Annotated in this window: 20 protein-coding genes and 3 pseudogenes; 13 read left to right on the top strand and 10 right to left on the bottom strand. The window is 61.7% G+C overall.

Going from position 1 to position 26,741, the window contains the following annotated elements; all coding sequences use genetic code 11:
* The first annotated feature begins 65 nt into the window (after nt 1-65).
* Nucleotides 66-1,091 (top strand): IS110 family transposase, encoded by a 1,026-nt coding sequence (locus OKW38_RS00520; protein ID WP_429359498.1) that lies wholly within the window; start codon nt 66-68, stop codon nt 1,089-1,091.
* A 694-nt stretch (nt 1,092-1,785) separates the two neighbouring features.
* On the opposite strand, the gene OKW38_RS00515 is transcribed toward OKW38_RS00520, so the two are convergent.
* The gene (locus tag OKW38_RS00515; RefSeq protein WP_187619388.1) at nt 1,786-1,968 is read right to left on the bottom strand and encodes a hypothetical protein; all 183 of its coding nucleotides are present in this window, start codon (nt 1,966-1,968) and stop codon (nt 1,786-1,788) included.
* A 516-nt stretch (nt 1,969-2,484) separates the two neighbouring features.
* On the opposite strand from OKW38_RS00515, the gene OKW38_RS00510 reads away from it, so the two are divergent.
* Both OKW38_RS00510 and OKW38_RS00505 read left to right on the top strand, forming a co-directional pair.
* A complete protein-coding gene (locus OKW38_RS00510) occupies nt 2,485-2,841 on the top strand; it encodes a hypothetical protein (RefSeq protein WP_429359496.1) in 357 nt (118 codons plus the stop codon).
* A gap of 713 nt (nt 2,842-3,554) precedes the next feature.
* On the top strand, nt 3,555-4,685 hold the full coding sequence (locus OKW38_RS00505) for an IS110 family transposase (RefSeq protein ID WP_429359494.1): 1,131 nt from the start codon (nt 3,555-3,557) through the stop codon (nt 4,683-4,685).
* A 465-nt stretch (nt 4,686-5,150) separates the two neighbouring features.
* Here OKW38_RS00505 and OKW38_RS00500 read toward each other — a convergent pair whose 3' ends face one another.
* A complete protein-coding gene (locus tag OKW38_RS00500; protein WP_429353454.1) occupies nt 5,151-5,771 on the bottom strand; it encodes a TetR/AcrR family transcriptional regulator in 621 nt (206 codons plus the stop codon).
* Between the two features lie 189 nt (nt 5,772-5,960).
* Between OKW38_RS00500 and OKW38_RS00495 the strand changes: the two genes are divergently transcribed.
* The 4 genes and pseudogenes from OKW38_RS00495 (at nt 5,961) to OKW38_RS00480 (ending at nt 11,452) form a co-directional block, all read left to right on the top strand.
* Nucleotides 5,961-7,469: an efflux transporter outer membrane subunit gene (locus OKW38_RS00495; RefSeq protein WP_429353453.1), complete on the top strand. Its 1,509-nt coding sequence runs from the start codon at nt 5,961-5,963 to the stop codon at nt 7,467-7,469.
* A gap of 17 nt (nt 7,470-7,486) precedes the next feature.
* Nucleotides 7,487-8,710: an HlyD family efflux transporter periplasmic adaptor subunit gene (locus OKW38_RS00490; protein ID WP_429359492.1), complete on the top strand. Its 1,224-nt coding sequence runs from the start codon at nt 7,487-7,489 to the stop codon at nt 8,708-8,710.
* 12 nt (nt 8,711-8,722) lie between these two features.
* On the top strand, nt 8,723-10,264 hold the full coding sequence (locus OKW38_RS00485) for a DHA2 family efflux MFS transporter permease subunit (RefSeq protein WP_429359490.1): 1,542 nt from the start codon (nt 8,723-8,725) through the stop codon (nt 10,262-10,264).
* Between the two features lie 125 nt (nt 10,265-10,389).
* Nucleotides 10,390-11,452, top strand: a pseudogene (locus tag OKW38_RS00480) (AI-2E family transporter).
* Between the two features lie 61 nt (nt 11,453-11,513).
* Here OKW38_RS00480 and OKW38_RS00475 read toward each other — a convergent pair.
* Entirely contained in the window at nt 11,514-12,137 is a 624-nt protein-coding gene (locus OKW38_RS00475) for a TetR/AcrR family transcriptional regulator (RefSeq protein WP_429353449.1), read from the bottom strand.
* 196 nt (nt 12,138-12,333) lie between these two features.
* Between OKW38_RS00475 and OKW38_RS00470 the strand changes: the two genes are divergently transcribed.
* From OKW38_RS00470 to OKW38_RS00445, 6 genes are all read left to right on the top strand, one after another.
* Nucleotides 12,334-13,296: a LysR family transcriptional regulator gene (locus OKW38_RS00470; RefSeq protein ID WP_429359488.1), complete on the top strand. Its 963-nt coding sequence runs from the start codon at nt 12,334-12,336 to the stop codon at nt 13,294-13,296.
* A 7-nt stretch (nt 13,297-13,303) separates the two neighbouring features.
* Nucleotides 13,304-13,921, top strand: coding sequence for a paraquat-inducible protein A (locus tag OKW38_RS00465; RefSeq protein WP_429359486.1), 618 nt, complete (start codon nt 13,304-13,306; stop codon nt 13,919-13,921).
* 68 nt (nt 13,922-13,989) lie between these two features.
* Nucleotides 13,990-14,541, top strand: a complete 552-nt coding sequence (locus OKW38_RS00460; RefSeq protein ID WP_429359485.1) for a paraquat-inducible protein A — start codon at nt 13,990-13,992, stop codon at nt 14,539-14,541.
* On the top strand, nt 14,538-16,199 hold the full coding sequence (locus OKW38_RS00455) for an intermembrane transport protein PqiB (protein WP_429359483.1): 1,662 nt from the start codon (nt 14,538-14,540) through the stop codon (nt 16,197-16,199). The genes OKW38_RS00460 and OKW38_RS00455 overlap by 4 nt, the downstream gene beginning before the upstream one ends.
* Nucleotides 16,196-16,822 (top strand): PqiC family protein, encoded by a 627-nt coding sequence (locus OKW38_RS00450; protein ID WP_429359482.1) that lies wholly within the window; start codon nt 16,196-16,198, stop codon nt 16,820-16,822. Before OKW38_RS00455 ends, OKW38_RS00450 begins: the two co-directional genes overlap by 4 nt.
* Before the next feature lie 50 nt (nt 16,823-16,872).
* Nucleotides 16,873-19,365 carry a DUF3772 domain-containing protein gene (locus tag OKW38_RS00445; RefSeq protein WP_429359481.1) on the top strand — a complete coding sequence of 831 codons (2,493 nt, stop codon included), beginning with the start codon at nt 16,873-16,875 and terminating at the stop codon, nt 19,363-19,365.
* 78 nt (nt 19,366-19,443) lie between these two features.
* Here OKW38_RS00445 and OKW38_RS00440 read toward each other — a convergent pair.
* The 7 genes and pseudogenes from OKW38_RS00440 to OKW38_RS00410 form a co-directional block, all read right to left on the bottom strand.
* Nucleotides 19,444-19,944: pseudogene (locus OKW38_RS00440) on the bottom strand (DDE-type integrase/transposase/recombinase).
* A 399-nt stretch (nt 19,945-20,343) separates the two neighbouring features.
* Nucleotides 20,344-21,363: an NAD(P)H-dependent flavin oxidoreductase gene (locus OKW38_RS00435; RefSeq protein WP_429353440.1), complete on the bottom strand. Its 1,020-nt coding sequence runs from the start codon at nt 21,361-21,363 to the stop codon at nt 20,344-20,346.
* Nucleotides 21,364-21,593: 230 nt separating this feature from the next.
* A complete protein-coding gene (locus OKW38_RS00430; protein ID WP_429360647.1) occupies nt 21,594-22,031 on the bottom strand; it encodes a hypothetical protein in 438 nt (145 codons plus the stop codon).
* A 6-nt stretch (nt 22,032-22,037) separates the two neighbouring features.
* A pseudogene (locus OKW38_RS00425) lies at nt 22,038-22,175 on the bottom strand (TetR/AcrR family transcriptional regulator); the annotation flags it as partial.
* Between the two features lie 239 nt (nt 22,176-22,414).
* Nucleotides 22,415-23,476: an alpha/beta hydrolase family protein gene (locus tag OKW38_RS00420; RefSeq protein ID WP_429359480.1), complete on the bottom strand. Its 1,062-nt coding sequence runs from the start codon at nt 23,474-23,476 to the stop codon at nt 22,415-22,417.
* A 76-nt stretch (nt 23,477-23,552) separates the two neighbouring features.
* Complete coding sequence (locus tag OKW38_RS00415) at nt 23,553-25,226, bottom strand: long-chain-fatty-acid--CoA ligase (RefSeq protein WP_429359478.1); 1,674 nt, start codon at nt 25,224-25,226, stop codon at nt 23,553-23,555.
* 280 nt (nt 25,227-25,506) lie between these two features.
* A complete protein-coding gene (locus OKW38_RS00410; protein WP_429360645.1) occupies nt 25,507-26,532 on the bottom strand; it encodes a porin in 1,026 nt (341 codons plus the stop codon).
* Nucleotides 26,533-26,741 lie beyond the last annotated feature (209 nt).

Here is a 26,741-nt window from a genome sequence, read left to right as displayed (position 1 = left end):
AAATGGGCATCGACGTGTCATCATGAAGTTTCGAACGTTCACCACACCAACAAGAGGAGAAGTCCATGCCTGTTGTCACTGTCGGAATCGATCTTGCCAAGAACGTCTTTGCGGTTCACGGAGTGGATGAAGCCGGCAAGGCAGTATTGGTCAAACCGCGTGTCTCACGGGATCAACTGCTCGCGCTGATCGCCCAGTTGCCGCCCTGTCTCATCGGCATGGAAGCGTGCTCGGGTGCGCATCAATGGGCACGTATGTTCCAGCAGTACGGTCACACCGTGAAGCTGATGGCGCCGAAACTCGTGGCACCGTACCGTATGTCGGGCAAGCGCGGCAAGAACGACGCGGCGGACGCAGCGGCGATCTGTGAGGCGGTGACACGTCCGAGCATGCGCTTCGTGCCGCTGAAGGACGAACACCAGCAGGCGACACTCTGCCTGCATCGAACGCGGCAGGGCTTTGTCGAGGAACGGACCGCAATCTACAACCGGATACGTGGCCTGCTTTCGGAATTTGGCGTGGTGCTGCCGCAAAGCCCGGAGCGTCTGCGAAGAGAGATCACAGTCCATCTCGATTCTTTGCCCAGCTGGGCCAATCGCTGCATCAGCGATCTCCTTGAGCACGCAGGCAACATCGAGGCCCGGCTCGCCGAATACGACCGCGCGATTAGCCAAATTGCGCGCGATGACGAGCGCAGCCGGCGGCTCATGCAGTTGCGCGGTATCGGCCCGACCACGGCGAGCGCACTGCTTGCGAGCCTGGGTGCCGGACATGACTTCCAAAATGGTCGCCAGGTGGGCGCGTGGCTCGGATTGACGCCAGGGCAGCATAGCAGCGGCGGCAAGCAGCGGCTTGGCAGCATCACGAAGGCAGGCGACGCCTATCTGCGCTGTCTGCTGGTGAATGGTGCGCGCGCCGTCATCGCGAATCTCGGCGAGAAGCAGGATCGCTTCAGCCGTTGGGCGAGAAGCCTCGTTGAGCGGCGCGGATATTGGCGCGCGGCCGTAGCGATCGCAGCCAAGAATGCGCGAATGGCGTGGGCGGTCCTCAAGTACGGCGAGGACTTCAAGCACGAGCCAGCCGCCGGGTGAGTTCCACCGATGTATTCGTCAACCGTTCACCAACGAGAAGCAACGGTACCCATGAGCGATTAAATGATCACTTTGCACTGCCAGCGGTGATGTGAAGCGGTTGGACCCGCGCGAGGTATACCTGATAAGGCTACAGGGATTCATTCCCGGTCAGCGAACGAGGCCCTTGCGCGCGTCTTTCATCAGGGTCCGGGCCGTCAGCCCAACATGACCGGTTGTAGTACCGCAGTCCTTCACCTTCTCACACGACGTCGGCAAGGCAACATTGCGACAACAGAAAACCACATTTGTGCTTGCGCTCAATGGGGAAGCCCTTGTAGTTGCCTTAGTTTGTAGCTTGAGGGTGTCGAACGGAGCTTGGGTGGACGGCGCGCTACGTGTCCAGCCAGCCTGTAAGAACGTCAGGTCAAATCTGCCCCTGCGAAAGCGAACGTCACGATCTCCGAAGCGTGCCGTTATAGAAGCGCGGGCAAATGGTCACGAAGGCGAAACCGGCAATGGATCGTGCAAAAAAGTTGCCAACCCGATGTCCGTCAAGGGTCCGGCACACCGAGTGTTGAACCCCAGCATGGGCCGCGTCGGTTGCTTGATCCGCGTCAAGGGGGAATGGCGGCATCTCTACCAGCCAACAGAACCGTCATAAGCGCCCCAGTTGACGAGTGATCGAGTGGCCTTCGTCATTGCGCAAGAGGGCTCAGTGCGTCAGGACGCTCGGATGCGCGGCGAGGCGCTCGACCTCGAGTAGCGCCTGACCCAACACATCGATAGCTCCATTCGTGGTGGAGGCCGTAGCAGCGCTGCGCAACGCCTGCTGAACGATGTCGTGAATGACGTCTGTGTTCGATGATCCGGCGTGGAACGTAAGTTGATGTGCCATAAGTATTCCTTCGTAAATGGCGAAGTGTGTGTCAGATAGATGCAGTATAAGCAAACCGCGCCCCTCATTTGACGCTCGCAACTATGAGTTGCGAGATCTCCGACAAACGGGTCTGTGTGAACCGCGATTCGCTGGCATCAGAACAACAAGCGGAAGGTATTGCGATATTCACGTAGCGTCTGGCAACGAACTTCGATTGAAGCGTTACGCTCGACGGCTGATTCCCCTAGCGTAACGCCCCGCTGGATACCGTCGAAGCAAATGTGCCGCGTCGTCATTCAGATGGTCCGCACGGCCCCTGCCTCTGGACACACTAGGAAACTGCGCACCGCTCCAGGGAAATCGGCTACAACCTCACAGCGACGGCAACTATCCGTTTCCCCGGAGATGCTTGTAAGCCGACGGTAAGTGACTAAACTGGCACCAACGAACTGGCAAACAGCACTCATGCCTCGCCAGACCGTTGTTCCCCAAACACCGCGTCTCTGCATCCGACGCTCGATATGGAGTCTGATCATGCCAAAGTCGAAGAGCTTCATCCCCGTCCCTGTTGTCGCGTCGATCCTGTCGTTCTCGACCGTCGCATTCGCTAACAACAATGGTCCGCAAGCGTATGAGCAAGCGGCTGCGCAACCGGTTCAGCGTCAAACGGTCGGCTACCATGACCGCACGAGCGCCACTACACAACATGCAATGGACTTTCAGGCGGTGTTAGCCCGCGTGGAAGTCCAACGACGGGCGTTCAACAACTACGGCGGAGCGAATAGTTCGTCCGCTCCCCTCCCGTCAGACAACGTCGCGTCGGGTAGCCCCATCGACTTCAGTACCGCAACAGCATCCTGGCGTTACAAGGCGACCCTGGCCGTGCGTTGATACGGCCTGCGGCTGCTAATCGCATCAAAATCAACACAACCAACTGTAGAGAATTGAAATTAAAAGGACGTTTTTCGTACTATTCGCATTCCTTACTATCGCATCCATTCTTGCGCAAAGCAATCTGCCTCAGCGATTGCCCTCGCAGCAGCCAGCGTCCGCAGGACAACCCTCCACGAAGCAGTTTTCACAGGGTGGGCCGCAGCTTCCGCAACCTCCACAGCTTCCGCAACTTCCGACACAAGCCTCGGCGCAAGTCCCGACCCAGCTTCCGAAATAAACCCCTGTGGCTGCACAGCCCGCGCAGCCATACGTGGGAGCCCCGGCCATCGTCGCGGTTATCCGGATTCTGTTCATCGCCGTAGGCGCATGCGATGCACGACGGCGTTTGCGGCGATTCGTTCATGACGTCGGCAGATCGCTGGCCGCGAGATTCTGGCTAGTTGGGCAATAGACTGCTCTCAACCTTCCTCAGCAATTCCTCAGCAATTCGATGAGGCGCTGCGTCTTCGCCGGGTGCCTGCGGGTTTCGGCGATCGCATGGACCGCGATCGGCGTACCCCGCCATCCTGGCATGATCCCGGACTAGTCAGTATGACTCCGCGAGGTAGAGGCTGGCCCGCCGCGAGGACTCAAACGCGGGTTAGTATTTCTGCCAGAGCCGCACGGTGTGGACAGGGCCACACCCGGCGATATCCATCACGGAGGCCAGCGTGGAAAAAGATATCACACTGTACGTAGGGCTCGACGTTCACAAGGATTCGATCACGGTTGCCTATGCGCTGGGCACAGGCGAGGTCGAACTGCTCGGCAAGATTGGCACGACGAAGACGGATATTGATCGGCTGTGTACGCGCCTGCAATCGAAGGCGCGGCACATCCGCATCGTCTACGAGGCGGGCCCGTGCGGCTATGGACTTTATCGTCAGCTCGTGCAGAAGGGATTCGACTGCCTGGTGTGCGTGCCGTCGCTGATTCCGAAAAAGCCGGGCGATCGGGTCAAGACTGACCGGCGTGATGCGATCAAGCTGGTGCGGTCGCTGCGCGCCGGCGACCTGTCAGCGGTGTACGTGCCAAGCGTGGAAGACGAAGCATTCCGCGATCTGGCTCGCGCGTGGGTCAGCGCCAAGGACGATCTTAAGCGTGCGCGGCAACGGCTGAAGGCCTTTCTGCTCTTGCATGGCGTGCGCTATGCCGGCCGCGCCGACTGGGGACCTGCGCACCGGCGCTGGCTCAGCGCCTATGCTTTCGACAGCGTCTGGCAGCAACTGGCGTTCGAGGAGTATCGGCGCACGATCGAGGATCGCCTGGCGCAATGCGACCGGCTGGAGGCCGCGTTGCGCGAGGCTGTCGTCAACTGGCGATTCTATCCTGCCGTGCTGGGCCTGCAGACGATGCGCGGCGTGCAGTTCACCACGGCAGTGGGCATGCTCGCTGAGCTCGGGGATCTGTCACGCTTCGCCCACCCGCGCCAGCTGATGGCCTGGCTGGGGGTGACGCCATCCGAACACTCGTCGGGCGACAAGCGCCGTCAGGGCAGCATCACCAAGAACGGCAACAGCTATGCAAGAAAGTTGCTGGTGGAAGCGGCCTGGAGCTACCAGCATCCGGCCCGCGTGAGCCCCGAAATCCAGCGCCGCCACGAAGGCATCCCCAAGCCCATCGTTGACCGCGCCTGGGACGCGCAGATGCGCCTGTGCCGGCGCTACCGGAAGCTCCTCGCGCGCGGCAAGCAGAAGAATATTGCGGTGGTCGCGGTCGCTCGCGAACTCGCCGGTTTCATCTGGGACATCAGCCAGCTCGCCATGTCGCTCTCCGTACGGCCCGAGGTGCGCATGGCGTGACCGAACCCTTGAGCAACAAGTAAATCAACCTCACCACCCGAGCAAGAGTTTCCTGAAAGCGGCGTAGCCCGGCACCCGAGCAACCCGCGAGACGGTTAGGCAACGGATTTGATTCGACTTGCGGCACTAGATAGCGGCAGGCTCGCTGGGCGGACTTCTGTAATGCGGTAACCAACCCGCGGATATCAGCATGATCCACCGTCGAGATTTACTGCTACGTCGCCCTCAGGAAATTCAGATGGCAGCTCAAAACCCAAAACCGATCCCCTCTTGACAAGCGGAGTCATATCAGCCGTCCACGGCCCGTTCATCGTGACGATTGGCTCCGCAACGGGCTGATTACCCATGTCACGCGTTGCAAACGGCGGATTTTGCCGACGCTGGGCAGGGTGAACCGTCCACCTGGCGACACGATGGCGGTTCGCCTGCCGTCTCCGACGGTCTGCGACCGTCCAGGCGCCTGGCCTATGCGGCGTCAGTCCTGTCCGTCGGCCCATATGCGGCGAGGAACACATCGGCCGCTCTTTGAACGACTTTGGCGATGTTGCGGGAACTGGTATCCGCCGGTACACCCAGCAGGCAGAGCTCCAGCAACTCCGCTTCATACAGCCCGCGCAGATGCGCTGTCGCAATGGCTGCGTTACAGCTGCGCAGCTTCCCGGCGTCAATCGATTGCTGCAGGAAGTCAGTCACCACTTGCCACCCGGGCTTCGGCCCGCGCTCATAGAACAGGACGCCGACGTTCGACCGGCCACCTTCAAAATGCGCGAGACGGCGCACCGCGAGCAGTTGCGGTGTCAGCACCGCAACCAGACAGTGCTTGCCGAAGCTCACCAGTGCGTTACGAACCGGCACGGTGGTATTCAGTTGCTCGAGTGCAGCTTCTACTCCCTGTTGCGCGGCGGAGCCCATGAACTCGGCGAACATCTCGTCCTTCGACCTGAAGTAGTTGTAGAGCGTGGCCTTTGACACGCCTGCCCGCGCCGCAATCTCGGACATCGACGCAAGCTCGAACCCCAATTCACTGAACACCTCAAACGCGGCGTCAACGATCACCTGCCGCTTTGCTTCTGTTTTCACCCTCATCTTTGATGCGCTCCTCCGGTCTGCACGACCGATCAATGACATGGCCGGCGGCACGCCCGTGGCCGGCCTTCGACTGCCAACGTTGCAATTTTACCATACCTGAACCGTACAGTTTATTTGTTGTTGACATCTCCGGTTTAGATAACTAGACTGTGCAGTATTGTAAAACGGAGCGAGGGAGCAGGGATCATGCAAGAGAGCACCGAGGTTGGGATGCAGCACAAACCAGTGAGGCTGGCCGTCGCGTTCGCCTTCGCCATGGTGGCGAGCGCCTGCGCGCAACTGCCTGACATGCCGCAAAAGCCGGTAACGAAGGACATCAGCAGGTATGAGACGGCACAGAGTCTTGGCGCGGGCGGCGGCAAGCAGGCCGCCACCGCATCTGCGTGGCCCACCGATCAGTGGTGGCTCGGCTATAACGATCCACAATTGAACGGGCTGATCGCGGAAGCGCTCAAGGATGAGCCGACGCTGGCGGCCGCCCAGGCGCGGCTGCATAACGCGGAGGCGTCGGCGCAGGTGGCAGGCGCGGCGCTGCTGCCCGAAGTCAGCGCGCAGGGCTCGGTCGAAAAGCAGAAGCAGAGCTACAACAACGGCACTCCCTCCGCTTTCGTTCCTCACGGATGGCGCCCCTACGGCACCGCCGAGCTCAACTTCAGCTACGAAATCGACTTCTGGGGCAAGAATCGCGCGGCGCTGGCCGCCGCTACGTCGGAGCTCGACGCGGCGCGCGCCGATGCGGCACAGGCCCGCATGGTTCTCTCTGCGTCGATCGCCGCAGCGTATGCCGACCTCGCGCGTCTGTTCGCCGAGCGCGACAGTGCACAGGCGGCACTGCAGGTCCGCACGCAATCCGCGCAGCTGTTCAGGGAGCGTTTCGCGAACGGCCTCGAAACGCAGGCCGGCGTGAAGCAGGCCGAGTCAAAGCAGCAAAGCGCGCAGGCCGACCTGCTCGCGCTGGATGAATCGATTGCACTCGAGCGCAACCAGATCGCCGCATTGATGGGTGCCGGTCCCGACCGCGGCTTGCGTATCGAGCGTCCGGCCGTCGATCTGACCCAGCCTGCCGGCATGCCCGCCAACCTTGGACTCGGCCTGCTTGGCCGTCGCCCGGACGTGGTCATTGCACGCCTGCGCGTAGAGGCGGCGGCGAAGCGGATCGACGTCGCGCGCGCCGGGTTTTACCCGGACATCACGCTCGGCGCGTCGATCGGCTTCCAGTCGCTTGGCCTGAACATGCTGACGAACGCGGCTTCGCTGGCCGGCAACTTCGGGCCGGCGGTCACACTGCCTATCTTCAACGGCGGACGTTTGCGCGGCGAACTGCGCGGCAAGCGGGCGACCTACGACGAGGCGGTCGCGAACTACGACGAAACGCTGACGAAGGCGCTGCACGACGTGGCCGACGTTGCCGCAAGCAAACGCGCGCTGGCGGATCGGCTGCAAGCGACGCAGGCCGCCTACGACGACGCCGCCCAGGCGCACCAGGTCGCACTCGATCGCTATCGCGCCGGCCTTGCCGGTTATCTCGAAGTGCTGAACGCCGCCGACACGATGACTTCCGCGCAGCGCCAGCTCGCCGATATCCAGTCGCGCACCTTCTCGCTCGATGTCGCGCTCGTGCGCGCACTCGGCGGCGGCTATCAGGCCAGCACGCCGGCCGCGACCGACGCAACCCATCTTAACAAGCAAAGCTGATTTCAAGGATCCCGATCATGTCTGAAACCCAATTCGTCAAAACCAGCGAGTCGCTGATGCCGGACTCGCCCGCTTCCGCTGCTTCCGCTGCTTCCGCTGCTCCGGTCGATACCGGCGCTGCGGCCGGCGCTCCCCCTTCGAACCGCAAGAAGCTGTTCGCGCTGCTCGGCGGCGCCATTCTCGTCGCCGGTCTCGGCTACGCGAGCTACTGGCACTTCGTCGCGTCGCATTACGTGTCGACCGACAACGCCTACACCGCAGCCGAAGTCGCATCGATCACGCCGGCGGTCAGCGGCATCGTCAAAAGCGTGCCGGTCGTGAATACGCAGCAGGTCCACAAGGGCGACGTACTGGCCGTCGTCGACGACACCGACGCGAAGATTGCGCTGGCGCAGGCCGAAGCCGATCTGGGCCGCGCCGAACGCAAGGTCCGCGGCTATGTCGCGACGGATTCGCAGCTGACCGCGCAAGTCAGTGCGCACGCAGCCGACGAAACCCGCATGGCCGCGCAGATCGCGTCAGCCCAGGCCGACTTTGACCGCGCGGCGATCGACCTGCAGCGTCGCGAAGTGCTAGCCCACACCGGCAGCGTATCGGGCGAAGAGCTGAGCAACGCGCGCGCTGCATCTGCCACCGCCAGGGCGGCGCTCGACGCAGCCCGCGCTGCGGCCTCGCAGGCGAAGGCAAGCCGCGATGCCGCAGTCGGCTCGCTCGAGGCGAACAGGGTGCTGATTGCGGACACGACGGTCGATACCAATCCGGAAGTCCTGCTCGCACGCGCGAAGCGCGATCAGGCCCGCGTCGATCTCGAACGCACCGTGCTGCGCGCGCCGGTCGACGGTGTCGTCGCGAGCCGCCAGGTTCAGGTGGGTCAGCGCGTTCAGACCGGCACCACCCTGATGAAAGTCGTGCCGATCGAATCCGTCTACGTCGATGCGAATTACAAGGAAACCCAGCTCGGCAAGGTGCGCATCGGTCAGCCGGTGGAACTGAAGTCGGACCTGTACGGCAGCAAGGTCGTCTATCACGGCAAGGTCGAGGGTTTCTCGGGCGGTTCAGGTTCCGCGTTCGCGATGATCCCCGCGCAGAACGCGACCGGCAACTGGATCAAGGTCGTGCAGCGCCTGCCGGTGCGCGTCAGGATCGATCCGGCCGAGCTTCGCGCGCATCCTCTCGGCATCAACCTGTCGATGGAAGCGACGGTCGACACGCGCGGCGGCAACGACGCGCCCGCACACTAAGGATGCGCCGCCATGTCTTCCAGTCAGGTCAATGACATCGCATTGCCGCCGCTGTCCGGCCCCATGCTGATTCTCGCGGCGGTGATGATCGCCGCCGCCAACTTTGTCGCGGTGCTCGACAGCACCATCGCGAACGTGTCGCTGTCGACCATCTCCGGTGCACTCGGCTCCTCGACCAGCCAGGGCACGTACGTCATCACGTCCTACGCGGTGGCCGAAGCGATCACCGTGCCGCTGACCGGCTGGCTTGCGAGCCGCTTCGGGACGGTGCGCGTGTTCATCACGGCGCTGGTCATGTTCGGACTGTGTTCGGCATTGTGCGGGATGGCGACTTCCCTCGGCACGCTGATCCTGTACCGTGTGTTTCAGGGGCTCGCGGGCGGCCCGCTCATGCCGCTCTCGCAAACCCTGCTGCTGCGCATCTTTCCGAAGGAGAAGGCCGCCGCGGCGCTTGGCCTGTGGAGCATGACGACCCTGATTGCGCCGGTGATGGGCCCCGTGCTGGGCGGCGTCATCTGCGACGACTACCACTGGTCCTACATCTTCTTCATCAACGTGCCTGTGTCGCTGATCTGCGGATACGCCGGATGGATGATGCTCAAGCGCTTCGAATCGGAGAAGATCCGGATGCGGATCGACACGGTCGGGCTCGTGCTGCTGATCATCTGGGTCTCTGCGCTGCAGATCATGGTCGATGATGGCAAGGACAAGGACTGGTTCAGCTCGATGGAAATTCGCGTCCTCGCGATCGTTGCGGTGATTGGCTTCCTCGCCTTCCTCATCTGGGAGCTGACCGAGCGAAATCCCATCGTCGATCTGCGCGTGTTCCGTCATCGCGGCTTTGCCGCGAGTGTGGTCACCATGTCGCTGGCGTTCGGCGCGTACTTCGGCGCGACGGTGCTCACGCCCCTGTGGCTGCAGAACAATATGGGGTACACGGCCACGTGGGCCGGGTATGCCCAGGCGACGACGGGCATCTTCGCGGTGGTCGCCGCGCCGTTTGCAGCCAGGCTGTCGACGAAGTTCGATGGTCGCTGGCTGGTGTTTGCCGGCGTGATGTTGCTCGGCTCGGTGACGCTGTTCCGCACCCATGCGAATTCGGACATGGACTTCTGGCAGGTGGCACTGCCGCTGCTGCTGCAAGGCATCGGCCTGCCGTTCTTCTTCGTGCCGACGACGAGCATCGGCCTGAGCAGTGTCGACGAGCCCGAAACGGCGTCGGCGGCGGGACTGATGAGCTTCTGCCGGACCTTCAGCGGGGCGATTGCCACGTCGGTCGTCAACACGTTGTGGGAGGACAAGACCAAGTTCAACCGCGCGGAGCTGTCGGGCCTGGTCGATCAGGCCGGCCACTTCATGTCCTCGCTGACCGCTTCCGGCTGGAGTGCGGATCAGGCGCAGGCGCAGATCAGCAGCATGGTCGAGTCGCAGGCGGTGATGCTCGCCACCAACCAGCTTTTCTTTAACATCGCATGCTGCTTCGTCGTCGGCGCGCTGGCGATCTGGCTTGCGCCCAAACCGACGCGTGTCGCCGATACGTCACAGGCGCATTGAAGGCCAACGCGGGGCGCGCGCGCCCCGCTTTCGCCGATGCTGAATGACGACTACGGATGACCTCCTCGATACCCCGCCGCTTTTTTACCTGTCACGTGCGGGTCACCTGAATACCACTCCCGACCATGATCCTGACTTCCTATCAGCGCCAGACCCTCGTCTGGTGCGCCATCGCGGCTGGCCTCGGTATCCTTCTATGGATCTTGCGCCCGGTTCTCACGCCATTCCTGCTCGGCGCGCTCATCGCGTACATGCTGCAGCCGGGCGTCGAGTGGCTGGTGCGCCAGCGTGTGCCACGTGCAGTTGCCGTCTTGCTGGTGATGCTCCTGTTCGCGCTGCTCCTGACCCTGCTGCCGCTACCTTGTGTTTGCCGTGATGCACAAGGAAGGGCCGGAGCTCGCGAAGAACATCCCTGTCGTCATCGCGAACCTCAACGCGTGGCTGCAACCCAGACTGGCACTGCTGGGTATCAGCTACTCACTCGACCTGCCCGGAGTCCGCCATCTGCTGACGGGCGACACGATCGGCGACGGCCAGACCGTCATACTCGCCGCCTGGCGGTACGTGCGTACAGGCAGCAACGTCGTGCTTCCGGTTGTCAGCAACGTCATACTGGTGCCGCTTGTCCTTTTCTATCAGCTTTACGATAGGCACCAGATATTCGCGCGGCTAGAAAGCTTTGTGCCGCGGCGCTGGGTCGGCAAGGTCCGGACACTCGTGGCCGAGATGGACCACATGCTGTCGCAATACCTGCGCGGCCAGTTGCTGGTGATGGGCGTGCTCGCCGTGTTCTACCCGATAGCGTTGACTCTGGCCGGCCTCGACATCGCGCTGCCCATCGGACTGTTCACCGGCTTCGCGGTGTTCATCCCCTACGTGGGTTTCGCCGTGGGACTCACCCTTGCCCTTCTTGCCGCGCTTCTGCAGTTCGGCGGCTGGTACGGCATCGGCGTAGTCGCCGCCGTGTACGGAACTGGGCAGGTTCTCGAAAGCTGTTTTCTTGTTCCCAAGCTCGTGGGTGACCGCATCGGTCTGCACCCGCTCGCGGTGATCTTCGCTCTGCTTGCGTTCGGCGAGCTTTTTGGCTTTTTTGGCGTGCTGCTCGCACTGCCGGTCAGTGCGATCCTTGCAGCGTTGCTGGGCGACCTGCGACGCCGCTATGTGGCCAGTGCGCTCTATAAGGATTGACCGCCGGTTTGCCCCCGGATGTCGATCTGCCGCCCGGACAATGCGGGCGGCAGCCGGATAATCAGTGCGTGGTTGGTGCGGCGTGCGTCGGCCCGTATGCGGCCATGAACACGTCGACCGCTCGCTGGACGACCTTCGCGATGTTGCGGGGGCTGGTATCGGCCGGCACGCCAAACAGGCAGAGCTCCATCAACTCCGCTTCATACAGCGTGCGCAGATGCGCTGTCGCGATGGCTGCGTTACAGCTGCGCAGCTGCCCGGCGTCAATCAATTGCCGCAGGAAGACCGCCACCGTTTGCCAGCCGAGCTTCGGCCCGCGCTCATAAAACAGGGCGCCGACATTCGACCGGCCGCCTTCACGATGCGCGAGACGGCGCACCGCGAGCAGTTGCGGTTTTAGGACCGCAACCAGATAGTGCGTGCCGAAGCTCGCCAGTGCGTCGCGAACCGGCACCGACGTCTGGAGCAGCTCAAACGCCGCCCTGATTTCCTGTTGCGCGGCGACGCTCATGAACTCAGCGAACATCTCTTCCTTCGACTGGAAATAGCTGTACAGCGTGGCTTTTGATCCACCTGCCCGTGCCGCAATTTCGGACATCGACGCCTGCTCGAATCCCACCTCACTGAACACCTCAAACGCGGCGTCAACAATCGCCTGCCGCTTTTGTTCCGTTTTCCCCCTCATCTCGGGCTCTCCTTTTGTTTATGAGATCGGTCGACGACGTCGCCGGCGGCAACGCACCTGACCGATCTTCCATCTTCACTGCCCGTCACTTTAACATACTGAACTGACCGGTTTATTTACGTTGACAGCAACAGTATGTTTCCCTATACTGAACCGTATGGTTTCAATTTAGATCTACTTTGGATTGCGAACACTTATGGACCATCTCGAAACGCTGCGGACCTTTTGTACCGTCGTCGAAATGCAGAGCTTCACGCACGCCGCGCATGCGTTGGGCATCTCAAAGACAGTCGTCTCGCGCGCGATAACGGGGCTCGAAACCAGGCTCGGGGTGCGTCTTTTTCAGCGCACGACCCGACACCTCGCACTTACTGAATCCGGGGAGGAGTTTTACGGCGGCTGCTCGCGCGTGGTGGCTGAACTGGACGTGCTCGAGGCCGGTACCGGGGAGCGCGCACGGGAGCCTGCGGGGGTACTGCGGCTCGTCGCCCACACCACCGCGGCGCTGATAGAGCTGCCCCCGCTGATCGCCGGGTTCCGTGCCCGGTACCCGGCCGTGCAGCTCGAGTTGACGCTGGCGGAACGGCCAGTCGATCTGATCAAGGAAGCCTTCGATCTCGGCATCGTGCTGCCGTTCATGCTCACGAGCGAGCTCACGATCACCCGTGCGTTGTGCCGCCTGCCCCTCGCCGTGGTGGGCTCGCCCAGCTACCTGCAGGGGCGCCAGCTACCGCAAAGGCCCAACGATCTCGCCGCATTCCGCTTCGTCACAATGCTGGCATCGATCAGCGAACCACAGTTGCGGTTCCGGCGCGGGGGCGAACAGATTGCCGTGCCACTCGAACACGACGTGTCGACCAACAACGCCGCGTTGAACAAGGAACTGGTGATGAGCGGTGCTGGTCTCGGCGCGTTGCCGCTGACGATGGTCGGCAAGGAGCTGGACGATGGCCGGCTGGTGCAGCTGCTGCCCGACTTTGAGCTCATCAGCGCGGACGCCGAACTCAGGCTCGCCTATCGGGACCGGAGCCTGATGACGGCGAAGGTCCGGGCGTTCATCGACTATGTGACGTCGTACTTCGACGCGCGCGCTGCTCAGAGGGACCACGCGCAGCAGCGGCCGAAGACGGTGGCCACCGGTAGTGACAGGCCGTCCTGATCGCCAGATGCTCATGCAAACCTTCCCTACTCTCGTCGTCTGCGAGCATTGTGACGGCGTGTACCATCGCCGCGCGCTGGCCACGCGCGAGGTGGCGCGCTGCCGGCAATGTTCGGCGGTCCTGTATCGCGCGAGCCAGCTCGATATCGATCGGTGGCTCGCGCTAACCGTCGCCGCAGCCATCGTCTTCGTGATCGCCAACGTCTGCCCGGTGATCCGGATTTCCCTGCAGGGCCTGCACAGCGAGACGACGCTCTGGCAGTCCGCGGCAGCGCTGGCGCACGGCGCGGTTGCACCGATTGCGCTCGCCACTGCGATGATGATCGTCGTGGTGCCGCTTCTCCAGATCGCGCTGCTCGGCTGGGTGCTGGCATTTGCCCGCGCCGCACGCCGGGCACCGGGTTTCGCGTGGAGCATGGCGCTGCTTGCGATGCTGCGCCCGTGGAGCATCGTCGAGGTCGGCGTACTTGGCATGCTCGTGGCGATCATCAAACTTTCCAGCTTCGTGCAGGTGGCAGCTGGTCCCGGCATCTGGGCCACGGCAACGCTGATGGCACTAATCACCATCATCGCCAGTCGCGATGTCCACCTGCTGTGGGAATGGACCGACGCGGAGACAGCATGAAGCCACCTCCTCGCGCGGGACAGCTAGGCCTGATTGCCTGCCATGGATGCGGACTGGTTTGCGCACATATGCCGCGCGTGAACGGACACGCCCAATGCCCGCGCTGCAAACGAGCCCTGCATCGGCGACGCCCTGACAGCATCGCACGGTCGTGGGCGTTCCTGATCGCTTCCCTGATTTTCTACATCCCCGCCAATGTGCTGCCGGTCATGCACACGAGCCTTCTGGGACACGGCAGCGACAGCACGATTCTCTACGGCGTCGTGGAGTTCTGGAAAGCAGGATCCTGGGGCATTGCGTCGGTGATCTTTGTTGCAAGCGTAGTCGTGCCGTGCGCCAAGTTCCTGATCCTCAGCATGCTGCTCGCGACCACCCAGCGGCGCAGTCGCTGGGCAATGAGCGAGCGTGCCCGTTTGTACCGGCTCGTCGAAGCGGTCGGCTACTGGTCGATGCTTGACGTGATGGTGGTGGCAATCGTCTGTGCGCTGGTCAGCTTCCATGGGCTGTCCGACAGCGAGCCGCGCATCGGCATTCTCTTTTTCGGCCTTGTGGTGATTCTCACCATGCTCTGCGCCATGAACTTCGATCCCCGACTCATCTGGGACGCTGAGGAAACATGAATCCTGTATCAAACAAGCCGCTACCCGAACCACTCGATCCCCGCGTCACCCGTAGCCGCTGGCGGGTATCGCCCGTCTGGCTCGTACCGCTGGTCGCCGCGCTGATCGGGCTGTCGATGGTGATCCACGCATGGCTCTCGGCCGGCCCGGAAATCGCCATTTCGTTCAGGACCGCTGCGGGGCTGGAGGCCGGCAAGACCCCTGTCAAATACAAGGACGTGACTGTCGGAACCGTATCTACGCTCGCGCTCAGCGACGATGGCTCACACGTGGTCGCCTCGGTTTCGCTTGCCCGGAGCGCGCGCAGCCTGGCGCGCGCGGACAGCCGCTTCTGGGTCGTCCGGCCTCGTTTGGGCATGACTGGTGTCTCGGGTATGGACACGCTGCTGTCCGGCGCCTATATCGGCGTGGACACCGGCACTTCGGAGGTCGCGCGCACAGCGTTCACGGGGCTGGAGACGCCTCCCGCCGTCATCAGTGGGACGCCGGGAACGAGTTTCACGATTCATGCGGACGACCTCGGTTCGCTCGACATCGGCTCGCCCGTTTACTACCGGCGCATTCAGGTCGGCCGCGTCGCGTCGTATGGGCTCGACGCCGATGGCCACGGCGTCAGCGTACAGATCTTCGTCGATTCACCGTATGACCGGTTTGTCACGGCGGATACCCGCTTCTGGAATGCGAGCGGGGTCGATCTCTCGCTGGGTGCTGACGGTTTCAAGCTCAAGACGCAATCCGTGGCCGCGATAGTTGGCGGCGGAATTGCGTTCGCCGCGCCCGTCGGTAGCACGACCGGCGGCCCAGGCGGCAGCCGGTTCAATCTCGCCAAAGATGAAGAGACTGCGATGGCGCCGCCAGACGGTCCGTCCCAGTACATCGAGTTGCGCTTCGCACAGTCGCTGCGCGGCCTGTCCAGGGGTGCTCCCGTGGTGTTTTCGGGAATCAACTTCGGGCGCGTGGTTTCCATGAAACTCGATTACGACCCGGCCACGCAGCGTTTTCCCATGATCGTCGGCGTCGAGGTCTATCCGCAGCGACTTGGCCCGGTGCTCGACAAGCTGCCCAGAATAAATGGCGATATCGAAAAGGTAGCGGATTTCCTGTCCACCATGGTCGCGCACGGTCTGCGCGGACAGGCGCGCTCCGGCAATCTGCTGACCGGCCAGCTCTACATTTCGCTCGAGTTCGTACCGAACGCCCCGAAGGTCTCATACGACGCCGATGCGCGACCGCTTACGCTGCCGACCGTGAGCGGCGGCTTCGACCAGTTGCAGGAGCAGGTGGCGAGCATCGTGGGCAAGATCGACAAAATGCCGCTCGACTCCATCGCACGCCATCTCGACACGGGTCTGGCGGACCTGGACAGCACCCTTAAGCAGATCAACGGCCAGGTGCTGCCGGCGACCACGCAAACCCTGGAGCAGGCTCGCCAGACCTTCGGCGCCGCGCAGGGCATGCTGGCCGAAGACGGGCCGCTCCAGGAAAACCTGGGCCAGACGCTGCAGGAAGTGCAGCGCACTGCCCGCTCGCTGCGCACGCTCACTGATCTGCTCGGCCGCCATCCGGAAGCGCTGCTGCGCGGCCATGCAGCGGACCAGTCAGCCGTGGCCCCGGTAACCGCGGCCAGCCCCTCTGCTTCACAGGAGTCGAAACAATGAGTTTTTCAGCCCGCGCCAGCCTGCGCGCCGTCACGCTCACCGTCGCGCTGGCCCTGAGCGCCTGCGCGTCCGCGCCAGTGCACTACTACACGCTGGTTTCCCCGGCAGCACAGCCCGCTTCGGCCCAGCCCGCCGCGCCGTTCGCGATCGACGTGCTGCCAGTGGGCGTTCCCGCCGAGCTCGACCAGCAGGCGATGGTCGTACGGCAGGGCGACAGCGGCGTTGCCGTGCTCGACGACGAGCGCTGGGTCGCACCGCTGGGCGATCAACTGCGCGCCGCGCTATCGACCCAACTGGTGCGCCGCCTGGGCACCCAGGACGCGGCCGGTCTCACCCGGCCGGTCAATCAACCGGTGCTGGGCATCAGGCTGCAGATCCGGCGCCTCGACGCCTGGCCGGGGCACGCGGTGCAGCTCGAGGCTGACTGGAGCCTCGGTTTCGCGCAAGACCCCAACGGTGTCCGCCTGAGCTGCCATACGCAGCTGCAGGAGGCGGCGCCGGGTGGTTACCCGGACCTGGTGCGTGCGCAGCAACTCGCCATTGCGAGCCTGGCCGGCCGCATCGCAGACGATGCGCGAGGCTGGGCGCAGTCGCGACAGCGTGGCTGCACGCCACAGGCCTGAGCCCCATCACACCCCATACGCAATTACGTGCCCTTGGCGGGTCCACCATCATGCGCAAAGTACCGGACTTCGTCTTTCGTCTTGCCCTGCTGGCACTATTCAGCCTGATTCTCCCGACAGTCTGGGCAGCCACTCCCTCCGAATCCATCGCAATTGCGCCTCTGGCATCGCCTGGCGATGACACTGAGACCCTGGCAATTCTGGGGGAGCTGCAGACCCAACAGGACCAGATCAAGCAGCGGGCATCGACGGCGACAGGCGACGTGCAATTTGTCGAGCTGCAGACAGCAATCCAGCAGCTTTCAGCTCGGGTGGACAACCTCCTGGCCACCTCATTGGTGCCCGGGCGCGCGAAATTACAAGCCCAGCTTGACGTGCTCGGTCCTGCGCCGGCTGCGGGCACCGGTGTCGAAACACCGGCGGTCGCCGAGCAGCGCGTCGCTATTGCGGCACAGCGGGCGCGGCTCGATGCCGAATTCAGGCAGGCGGAAAACATCAGGGAGAACCTGCCGAACCTGACTACCCAGATTGGCCGGCTGCAGCACGACCATCTGAAGAACCAGCTCGCCTTTCGCTCCGGCAGCATTCTGGGCCCTGCGTTCTGGGCACCGCTGTTACACACCGAACCGACGGACCTTGAACGGCTCAAGGTATTCAATTCGCTGATTACCGGTCAACTGCAGTCGGCATGGCAACCGGGCGAGCGACTCACGATCGTACTGATGCTGCTGCTCGCGCTCGGAACGTGGACAGTAGGCGCCCATCTGCTCGCACGGGCACTGGTATGGTTCTGCCTGCACCGCCTTCCCGAGGGCCGTTTGCGACGCAGCGCGATCGCGTTGTCGACCACGCTCACCAGCGTGGCGTCCGCTGCATGCGCAGTCCGGCTCATCTATCTTGCCCTGACTCATCAGCAGCCCCTAAACGCCAACCTGCAGGATTTCGCCAGCGAACTGATTACGCTTGCCCTGACCTGCGCAATGATCGCGGGACTGGGCCGGGCGCTGCTGTGCAGTGACCGACCCTCCTCGCGCCTGACGGTCATGGCCGATCCGGTGGCGCGCGCCATCGAGCCATTCCCCGGGATACTTGCCGCCCTGCTCATGCTCTTCGGCACGGTGGAGCAGTTCAACAGAACAGTCGATACCAGTGTGCAGATGACTCTGCTCGGACGCGGGGTGGTCTCGCTGGTGGTCGCACTGACCATCGGCGCGGCCCTGCTGCGGGCAAACCGCGTGCGTAATGCGCTGGCCGCCGCAGGACAACCGCCGGAGGCCCGTTCCACCGTCGCCGGGTTGATCCACGCCGGTGTCACCATTGCCGTCGTGGGCTCGCTGTTTTCGCTGCTGACCGGCTACATTTCGGTTGCTCGATTCCTGACTTATGAACTCGTCTGGTTCGACCTCGTCCTGTGCAGCTTCTACCTGCTGAGCAGGCTCACCCAGGACATTTGCGAAAACCTCTTCTCGGCGCGCCACGCCAGCGGGCAAACGATCAGGCAGCTATTCGGATTGGACGACGTCCACCTTGAACAGGCGTCGACGGTCATGTCCGCGCTGGGCCGCAGCCTGCTGCTGGCGATCGCGGTCGTCGCGCTGCTGACCGGCGGCTTCGGCACCACGCCCGCGGACCTGGCCAGCAGCATCCTCGAGATCGTCGGCGGCAACCGGCTGCGCAGGCTGCACATCGTCCCCGAACACATTGCCAACGCGGTTCTCACGCTGTGTGTCGGGCTGTACCTGCTTCGGTCCGTGCGCAAATGGCTGGACCAGGAGTTGCTGCCGAAAACCGGTATGAGCGTTGGCATGCGAGCCACGCTGCTCGCGCTGTTCGCCAACACCGGCTGCGTTCTGATCGCGCTGCTCACGCTGTCGATCCTGGGTGTGCGGTGGACCAGCCTCGCGTGGATCGTCAGCGCGCTGTCGGTTGGCATCGGCTTCGGGCTTCAGGAAATCGTCAAGAATTTTATCTCCGGGCTGATCCTGCTGACCGAACGCCCGGTCAAGGTCGGCGACATGGTCAGTATTGCGGGCCTCGAGGGCGACATCCGCCGCATCAACGCTCGCGCTACCGAAATCCAGCTCGCCGACCGGTCCACGGTCATCGTTCCCAATTCCCACCTGATCTCGCAGAACGTGCGCAACGTGACGATGGGAAACCGGACGCAGGGTGTCGCGACTGTCACTCTCACCTTGCCGCTCAACATCGATCCCGAACAGGTGCGCGGTTTGCTGCTCGCGGCGTACGAAGCGCACCCGTCGATACTGGATCATCCCGCACCGTCGGTCGTCTTCAGTCAGCTCTCCGCCGACGGCATCACATTGATTGTCACCGGGTATGTTCGCAGCCCAAGAATAGCAGGCGATACGAAGAGCGACCTGCTGTTCGACATTCTCAAGCGGTTGCGAGCAGCGGCCATTACATTGGCGACGCCGCAGACTGTGATTATTCGAGATCTGCCGGAAGGTGGCGCCGGTACCTGTGCCAGGTCCTGTTGCAGTAAGGCGGTCCGCTATGATGTGCTGAACGACAAGAAGGACTGAAAGCTCGATGAGGACCATGAGAGGGCTGTGTCGCGATAAGGGCGTCAGGATAAGCAAGTCCAAAATGAGCAGGACTACTTACATTACGAGCGAATGGAATTGCTCGGCAGCGGTCCGCTCTGCGCCAGCATCTTTCATTGGCCCTTCCCGATCATATGCGTCAGTTCGATGTCCGACAGGATGATGCGGGTGCAACGAAATCCTTGAAACCCATCGTGGGTTTGACGATACGTTTGATCGCGCGATGGTCCTGTTCGACAACGTAGTTCAGATTTTTGACCTGGCGCACCTTCGAGGGCGTTTTCCGTTTGGCGTTGATGGCTCGCAGTGCGGCCAGATTGGCATCGCTTTTGTCTACGGTGATGGTCTACGGTTCGCCGTTCTGATCGATGGATTTCTCGACGTAACGACGCGCGGCAGCCTTGTCACCATAGCTCGCAGCAGGAAATCGACGGTCTTTCCGGCCTTATCCACCGCACGCACAGCAAAAATCACCTCCAGTGGGTAGTGCAGTCGCTTCAGCAACTTGGCGATCCCAGGCGGCAATGTCTCACGCGATGTCTTTGTCGTCCTGGTCATCTTTAGCGTCTGCAATTTCCGTTCGCTGAATTTTGTCCCAGCGCATTAACGCGACAGAACCTCATCCTTGGCAAACTTCGTCGCGCGACTGTGGCAGTCCCGGTAGGTATAACGATGCATGTCGCCGTCGATGCAGCGGGAGACGATTTCGACGTCGCCAAAGTTTCTTGGCCACTGTGTCGGCCGACTGCCAGTGCCAATCGGCTGAAAACTTGCGGCCCAGTATCACGGGCATTTCGCGGCCCTGCTTGGTACTTGCCGCACCGTCTCGTCCAATTCGGGCGGCGCAAGCCGCGTCGTTCCAAGCACTGCTCGACGACCAGGAAGTAACCTTGATTGTCAGTTCATTTTTCGACCACCAACCGCAAGGACCGGTTCATTCTACTCAACGACCTCTCCCTACCCCCGTTGCGCTAAGGACCACAAATCTTTATATATGCCTGCGCCGTCAACCATGCATCGCAGCCGTGACCTGATCAACGTATTGGCATCGTCCACGATTGTCCCAATAAGCTCCTTTACCGTTGGCACATCATGAATCAGGCCCGCGACCATGCCGCAACTCCAGGCACCGGAATCGAGCAGTCCATCGCGCATAACCTTTGGATAGACGCCCGCGACGTGTTCAATGATGTCTTCGATGAGAAGATCCTTTCCTTTCTCGCGCTCGATTTCTAGCAGCCGTTCCACGCCCGCGTTGTTCAGGACGCGCTCTGTATTTCTCAGGCCGCGCATGACCAGCCTCGTATCCCGTTCTGAGGCATCGACAATGGCTTTCTTGACGTTTTCGTGGACCGGCGCTTCTCTCGTGGCAAGAAACCGTGTGCCCATGCTGATTCCCTCGGCGCCTAAGGCGAGTGCAGCAACAAGGCTGCGTCCGTCAGCCATACCTCCCGAGGCGATCATCGGAACAGAAAGTTCGTCCGCTGCACCTGGAAGCAGGATCATGTTCGGAATGTCGTCTTCGCCAGGATGTCCCCCGCATTCGAAACCATCAACGGTAACCGCATCACACCCTATCTGCTGCGCCTTAAGTGCATGCCGAATGGACGTGCACTTATGAAAGATTTTGATTCCCGCCTCTTTCAGACTGCTGATGTAGGGCTCCGGGTTTCGACCCGCCGTCTCAACGATACGCACACCCGCCTGCCTGATAGCGTCGATATATTCGAGGTACGGCGGAGCCGAGAACGTAGGCAGAAAAGTAAGGTTTACGCCGAACGGCTGGTCTGTCATCTCACGGCATCGCGCGATTTCCTTTGCCAGAAGTTCGGGGGTCTTCTGCGTTAGCGCGGTTATTACACCTAGTCCGCCCGCGTTGGACACCGCAGATGCAAGTTCTGCCAATCCGACGTAATGCATCCCTCCCTGAATAATGGGGTATTTGATCTGGAAGAGTTCGGTTATGCGAGTTTTCATACTGGCTCCCTCATGCCTGCTACATCAGCGCCTACACTGTCACTCTCGTATTGCAGTGGTTATGATATGAGGCTTATTGCGTCGTCTCTATTCGGATTTCTGACGCGAGGTCGGGTCGTCGCTTAGCCCGCCAGGTCTTGGATCCGAAGACTCCCGCGTCAACGGATCGCAAATCATTCGGTTTCGCGGTCTGTACTATTCCCGAAATTTCAGACGGCGGCATGAAGAGTTCAGGTTTCCGGGGCAACCGCGTCGGTGCTCGACAGGTACGCGCGAGTCATCAGCTTCAGTTCGCGCCGCAACTCGTAGCCGAACAGGTTCTCCGCATACAGGATCGCGCGGTGAACCAACGCCTCTCCTGCCGACTCAACGACAAAGGCAGCCAGGCGGAGGTTTGCGCGGGGCAAAGGCTCTCCGCAACTGCGCAGCCCCTGCTCGAGAAGATCGGTGATCGCGAGCGAAACGCGGCTGAGATGACGGGTCTTGCTCACCTTGCCCATCTGGTCCAGCAGGACCCTGTGCAGATCGAGGTCACCTGCGTATGCGTCTACGGTCGTATTGACCCAAGCATCCGCTAGTGCCGCAATCCCCTTTCCTTCCACCGCCCTGAACGCGAGTGCATAAGTGTCGAGCAAGTTGTCGCAGTGAAGCTTGATAAGCTTCGCCACGAGCGCTTCCTTGCTGGTGAAGTACTCATATAGCGACCCAACGCTGACGCCAGCTGCTTCTGCTATTCGCGTGGTACTTGTGCCTTCAAATCCGTCACTTATGAAAAGCCGTCGCGCAGCCTGAAGGATGGCATCAACTGTCATTACCGATCGTCCCTGGACGGGCCTGCGGCGGACGGCGATCCGCACACTAGGGTCAAATTTTCGTTTTCTGATGGGCACGCTGTTCCCTCGCAAGAACGGTTGTCTCTATCTGAGTCCAAAGCTGACTCGGCAGGCCGGCCAGGTTAGAACCGTTCAAAAAATCGGCATCGGCAGTACGCCGGAACCTTCTTGTCTGGCGACCGCTTCATTGCGCTCGATCGGCCCGCCGCGTGGGAAGGCTACATGTGGGTCAGAAGCCAGTCGGCGCCGGGGCCAAGGTGCTCCGCCGCGAAGTTGCTGACGCCGTGGTTGCCGCCCTCGAACATCCACAGCTCTCCCTTGGGCATCTCGCTGGCGGTCCGCCGACCGTGCCGGTCGGCGTCCAGCAACGCGTCCGCTGTCCCGAAGATCACCAGGGCCGGCACCGCAACGTGATCGGCAACGCCTTCCAGCGTCATGCACCCCGCACGCTGGCGGGCCGTCTCGAGGCTGCCGCCGCCGAGGTTCCACGTGTACTTGGCGACGTAGAGGGGTGAGAAACCGGACCACGCATCGGCCAGGCTCCAGGGGCCCCCGTTGGCCAACACCGCGGTGATGCGCGGCTCGAACGCCGCAGCGCGGATGGCGTAATAGCCGCCCAGGCTGGCGCCGGCCACGGCGATGCGGCTCAGGTCGAGGTCGTTTCGGCCCGCTACGGCGTCGAGCAGCGCGCCGACCGGCCGCTCGTAGTCGTGCCGGATCAGAAGCTCGAACCCGACCTCGCCCTGCCCTGGACCGTCCATGCTCAACGTGGCGATACCGCGCGCGAGGAACTCTTCTTCCCACTGCGGGAACTCCTCCTTGACCGAATCGGTACCCGGGACCAGCAGCGCCAGCGGCGGGCGCTCCACCCCCTGGGGACGGCGGAGGTTGCCGACCACCCGGTGTCCGTCGAAGGGCACTTCGATCCTCTCGAAGGTCGGGTCCAGAAGCCGCAGCCCCGTGGTGACCGCTTCCACGCTGCGTTTGGTCAACTCGCGGTAGCGGGCATCGTCCTCGACCGCCATGGATTTGCCGAAGTGGAAGGCGACGCCGGCCCGGACCCGGGCAGATCCGGCGCTTTCCTTCCACCCCTCTGCCCGGTACCGGTCGGCCAGAGCCAGGTAGCGCTCCCCCATCGCTGTCCACTGGTCCCACCAGTCGTTCCAGCTGGCCACCTTCGCGGACAACTGCTGGAAATCCGAGAAATCGACCCCCCGGATCATGCATCGCGCCTGCATTGTCGCGACGGTCGCGCGAACGTCGCCCCTTGGATCTGCCATGGCTATTCCTTTCATTCCGGGAGTCTGCACAGTGTTGCCGTGCTTTGACCTTGCCTGATTAACGAGACGCCTGCCTTCAAGGGCGGCTCATTGAAGTCAAGTCAGAGAGGTCGGTCGAGAACCGGTGTCCGCTAAACTTCTGACGCAAGACGACCTTTTGAAGTTTGCCTGTTGCCGAGTGAGGCAAGGACTCTACGAAGACGACGTCGTCGGGCAGCCACCATTTCGCTATCCTTCCGCGCATAAACTCGATGATGTCCTCGGACGTAACATTGTTGCCCGGCTTCTTCACTACAACCAGTAACGGCCTCTCCTGCCACCGGCTATGGGCAACGCCGATCACCGCTGCCTCTTGAACAGCGGGATGGCTTAGAGCAACGTTTTCCAGATCAATGGAGGAAATCCACTCGCCCCCCGACTTGATCACATCCTTGGAGCGATCCGTAATTCTCAGGTACCCGTCGGGATCGATCATGGCGACATCACCCGTGGCGAACCATCCGTCGGCCCCCCAGGCCGAGTCATCCTCATTCTTGTAGTACGCGGACGCAATCCACGGGCCCCTGACTTTGAGCTGTCCGGCAGTCTTGCCATCGTGCGGAATTCTTCGCAAGTCATCGTCGAACACGGCGATTTCAACCCCGTACATGGCCCGCCCTTGAAGGGTCTGGAGATCAAAACGCTGATCTAGTGTCAGCGACTGATGTTTTGCCAGTAGCGTGCAGACGGTCGCTACCGGACTTGTCTCGCTCATACCCCACGCCTGAATCACAAATGCGCCAAAATACCGTTCGAACTTCTCGATGACGATTCGCGGCGCTGCAGAGCCGCCTACTACGACTCGAGTGAGCTGGGTTTCTTCACGGCGCCTGGTGTCGTCGACGTTCTTCTCTACGTAATCGAATAGCGAAAGCCATACGGTTGGCACGCCCAGCGTAATGGTGCATCGTTCGTTTCTTAGCATCCGGTATATGTTTTCCCCATCGAGCCATGGCCCGGGGAGCACGAGCTTCGCACCTGACATCGCTGCGGCGTAAGGCACTCCCCACGCGTTGACATGGAACATCGGCACGACCAGCAAGATGCTGTCTCTCGCCGCAATTGCGAAGCCGTCTGCCGTACATGTACCGAATGAGTGTAAGACAGTCGAGCGGTGGCTGTACAAAACGCCCTTTGGGTTCCCGGTGGTCCCCGAGGTGTAGCATAGTGTCGAGGCGCGATTCTCGTCGAACCTCGGCCAATCGAATTTCGTATCGGCCGCTTCGATAAGTTCCTCATAACACCGCAGGCCCCGTATGGCGATGTCCGGCATCTGGTCCCGCCCGCACATCGCAATGAACCCCTGCACGTTCGGGCAAGCCTTCGCGATCTCCTCGACTGTCGCTGAGAAACTCGTGTCAAAGAAGACGTAACGACTCTCTGAGTGATTGATGATATAGCTGATCTGTTCGGCGAACAGACGCGGATTCACCGTAGTGAGCACCGCGCCGCTGCCAGTAACACCGAAATACAGTTCCAGGTGTCGATGCGTATTCCATGCCAACGACGATACACGTTCTCCGGGAGCAACGCCCAAGCCACCCACGGCGTTTGCGACGCGCTTTGCGCGGGCATGCACATCGTGCCATGTATAACGATATACGCTCCCGTCGACGAGATGGGAAACAACCTCGCGTTCACCGTGATGAGCGCAAGCGTGTTCAATCAGATCAGAAATCAGTAGCTGACGCTGCTGCATGAGCCCGTTCATGCTCGTTCCTTGTGTTGGTGGTTAGTCAATGGGATATTGTCGATCTGCTTCAAGATTGCTAGTCCCGAATCACTAGACAAACAGATTGCAGCTTGATGTACGGGACCTGACGACGCACAAACACCATTTCGGGCAGGCAGATCATTTGGTCGCTCCGTGTGGCTCGCACTGTCACTGTTGAATGTCGGGTCAACGCTGCATCGTTGCGACGCTGGCCCGTTCGAGCATTTCCACCCGTCTAGCCCGAGTCCGGGGCACATCCATCCGGGACCTGTGCCGTTCAGAACCTGTGGCGGATGCCGACATTGGCACCGACGGTTGTTCCCTGCACGCCGAAGAGCGCGCCATGAAGCGACAGTCCGGTGTCCATTTTTCCGCGATTGTTGACGAACCCCGCCTGCGTATACAACAACGTGGCTTTGGACAGGTTGTACGTCAAGCCTGCAGCTGCCATGACCGAATGGTTGCGCGTATCATTTCCGTCGCTGGTGTACCACACGCCGGCATCGACGTTGGCTGCAGGCGTGACGTAATAGCTTGCCCCCGCGCCGTACACGCGGTTGTCGAACGAACCAGAGACCTTGTAATTGACAAAGTCCGCCTTCAAGGTCAGGTCGCCCACGCGATAACTGCCGCCGATGGTTCGTCCCGAGAACGGCACGTTGCTCGGAATTGGCGTCGAGACGGCTGTGCCCCCTGCGTTGCAGCTAACCATCGCGGCACTAACCATGAATGGACCAATGACGTAGTTCAGGCTGGCCGCATACTGCTGACCCGCCTGGAAGTTGCCGGGTGTGCCTCCGGGCGCGAAGAGTACGCTGCCCTGAAAGCCTGCGATAGTCGGCGTAGTGTATGAAATGGCGTTCGAAGTGAAGATACCCGTCACGGACACGTTGCCGACGTGGATGGGTATGCCGCTACCAAAGGTGGAGACGTTGCGCGGATCCGTCGCGATTAATGACAACACAAAGGGCGAATACTGGAGCCCGGCCTTCACGGTGCCAAAAGCGCCCGCGACCCCGACCCAGGCCTGACGGCCGAAGAAATTGCCGTTCGAGTCAGCGAAGCCCCCATTGGAGAGATCGATGCCGCTTTCGAGCGCAAAAATCGCTTGCACGCCGCTGCCGAGGTCTTCCTTTCCCGTCAATCCGAAGACCGATGTCCCCTGTCCACCCGTAATGAAGGAGAGCTGATGGCCGGCATTGGCTCCCGTAGTGGGATTGACCGTCCTGCTCGTATAGAGAATCGCACTGTCGAGGATCCCGTATAGCGTGACGCTGCTTTGTGCGTGGGCATTTATTTCCATGCCACCGAGCAACAGACTGGCGAATGCGGTGATACGGGCCCGGCGATGTGTCGATGCCATGAATAGTCTCCTGATTTTGTCGATGTCATGTCGTGTTGCCGCGCCGATTGCGGCAGGCAACCGCCGTCACCTTTGCACAGCAATCGTCGTCGTTGCCGGTTCTGTGGCGTGCAATCGTACGTCGTCGCATAGACAACATTGTCGGGTTC

This window comes from Paraburkholderia sp. MM5496-R1 (assembly GCF_050436205.1).
Lineage (GTDB): Bacteria > Pseudomonadota > Gammaproteobacteria > Burkholderiales > Burkholderiaceae > Paraburkholderia > Paraburkholderia tuberum.
This window is presented reverse-complemented; position numbering and strand designations above follow the sequence as displayed.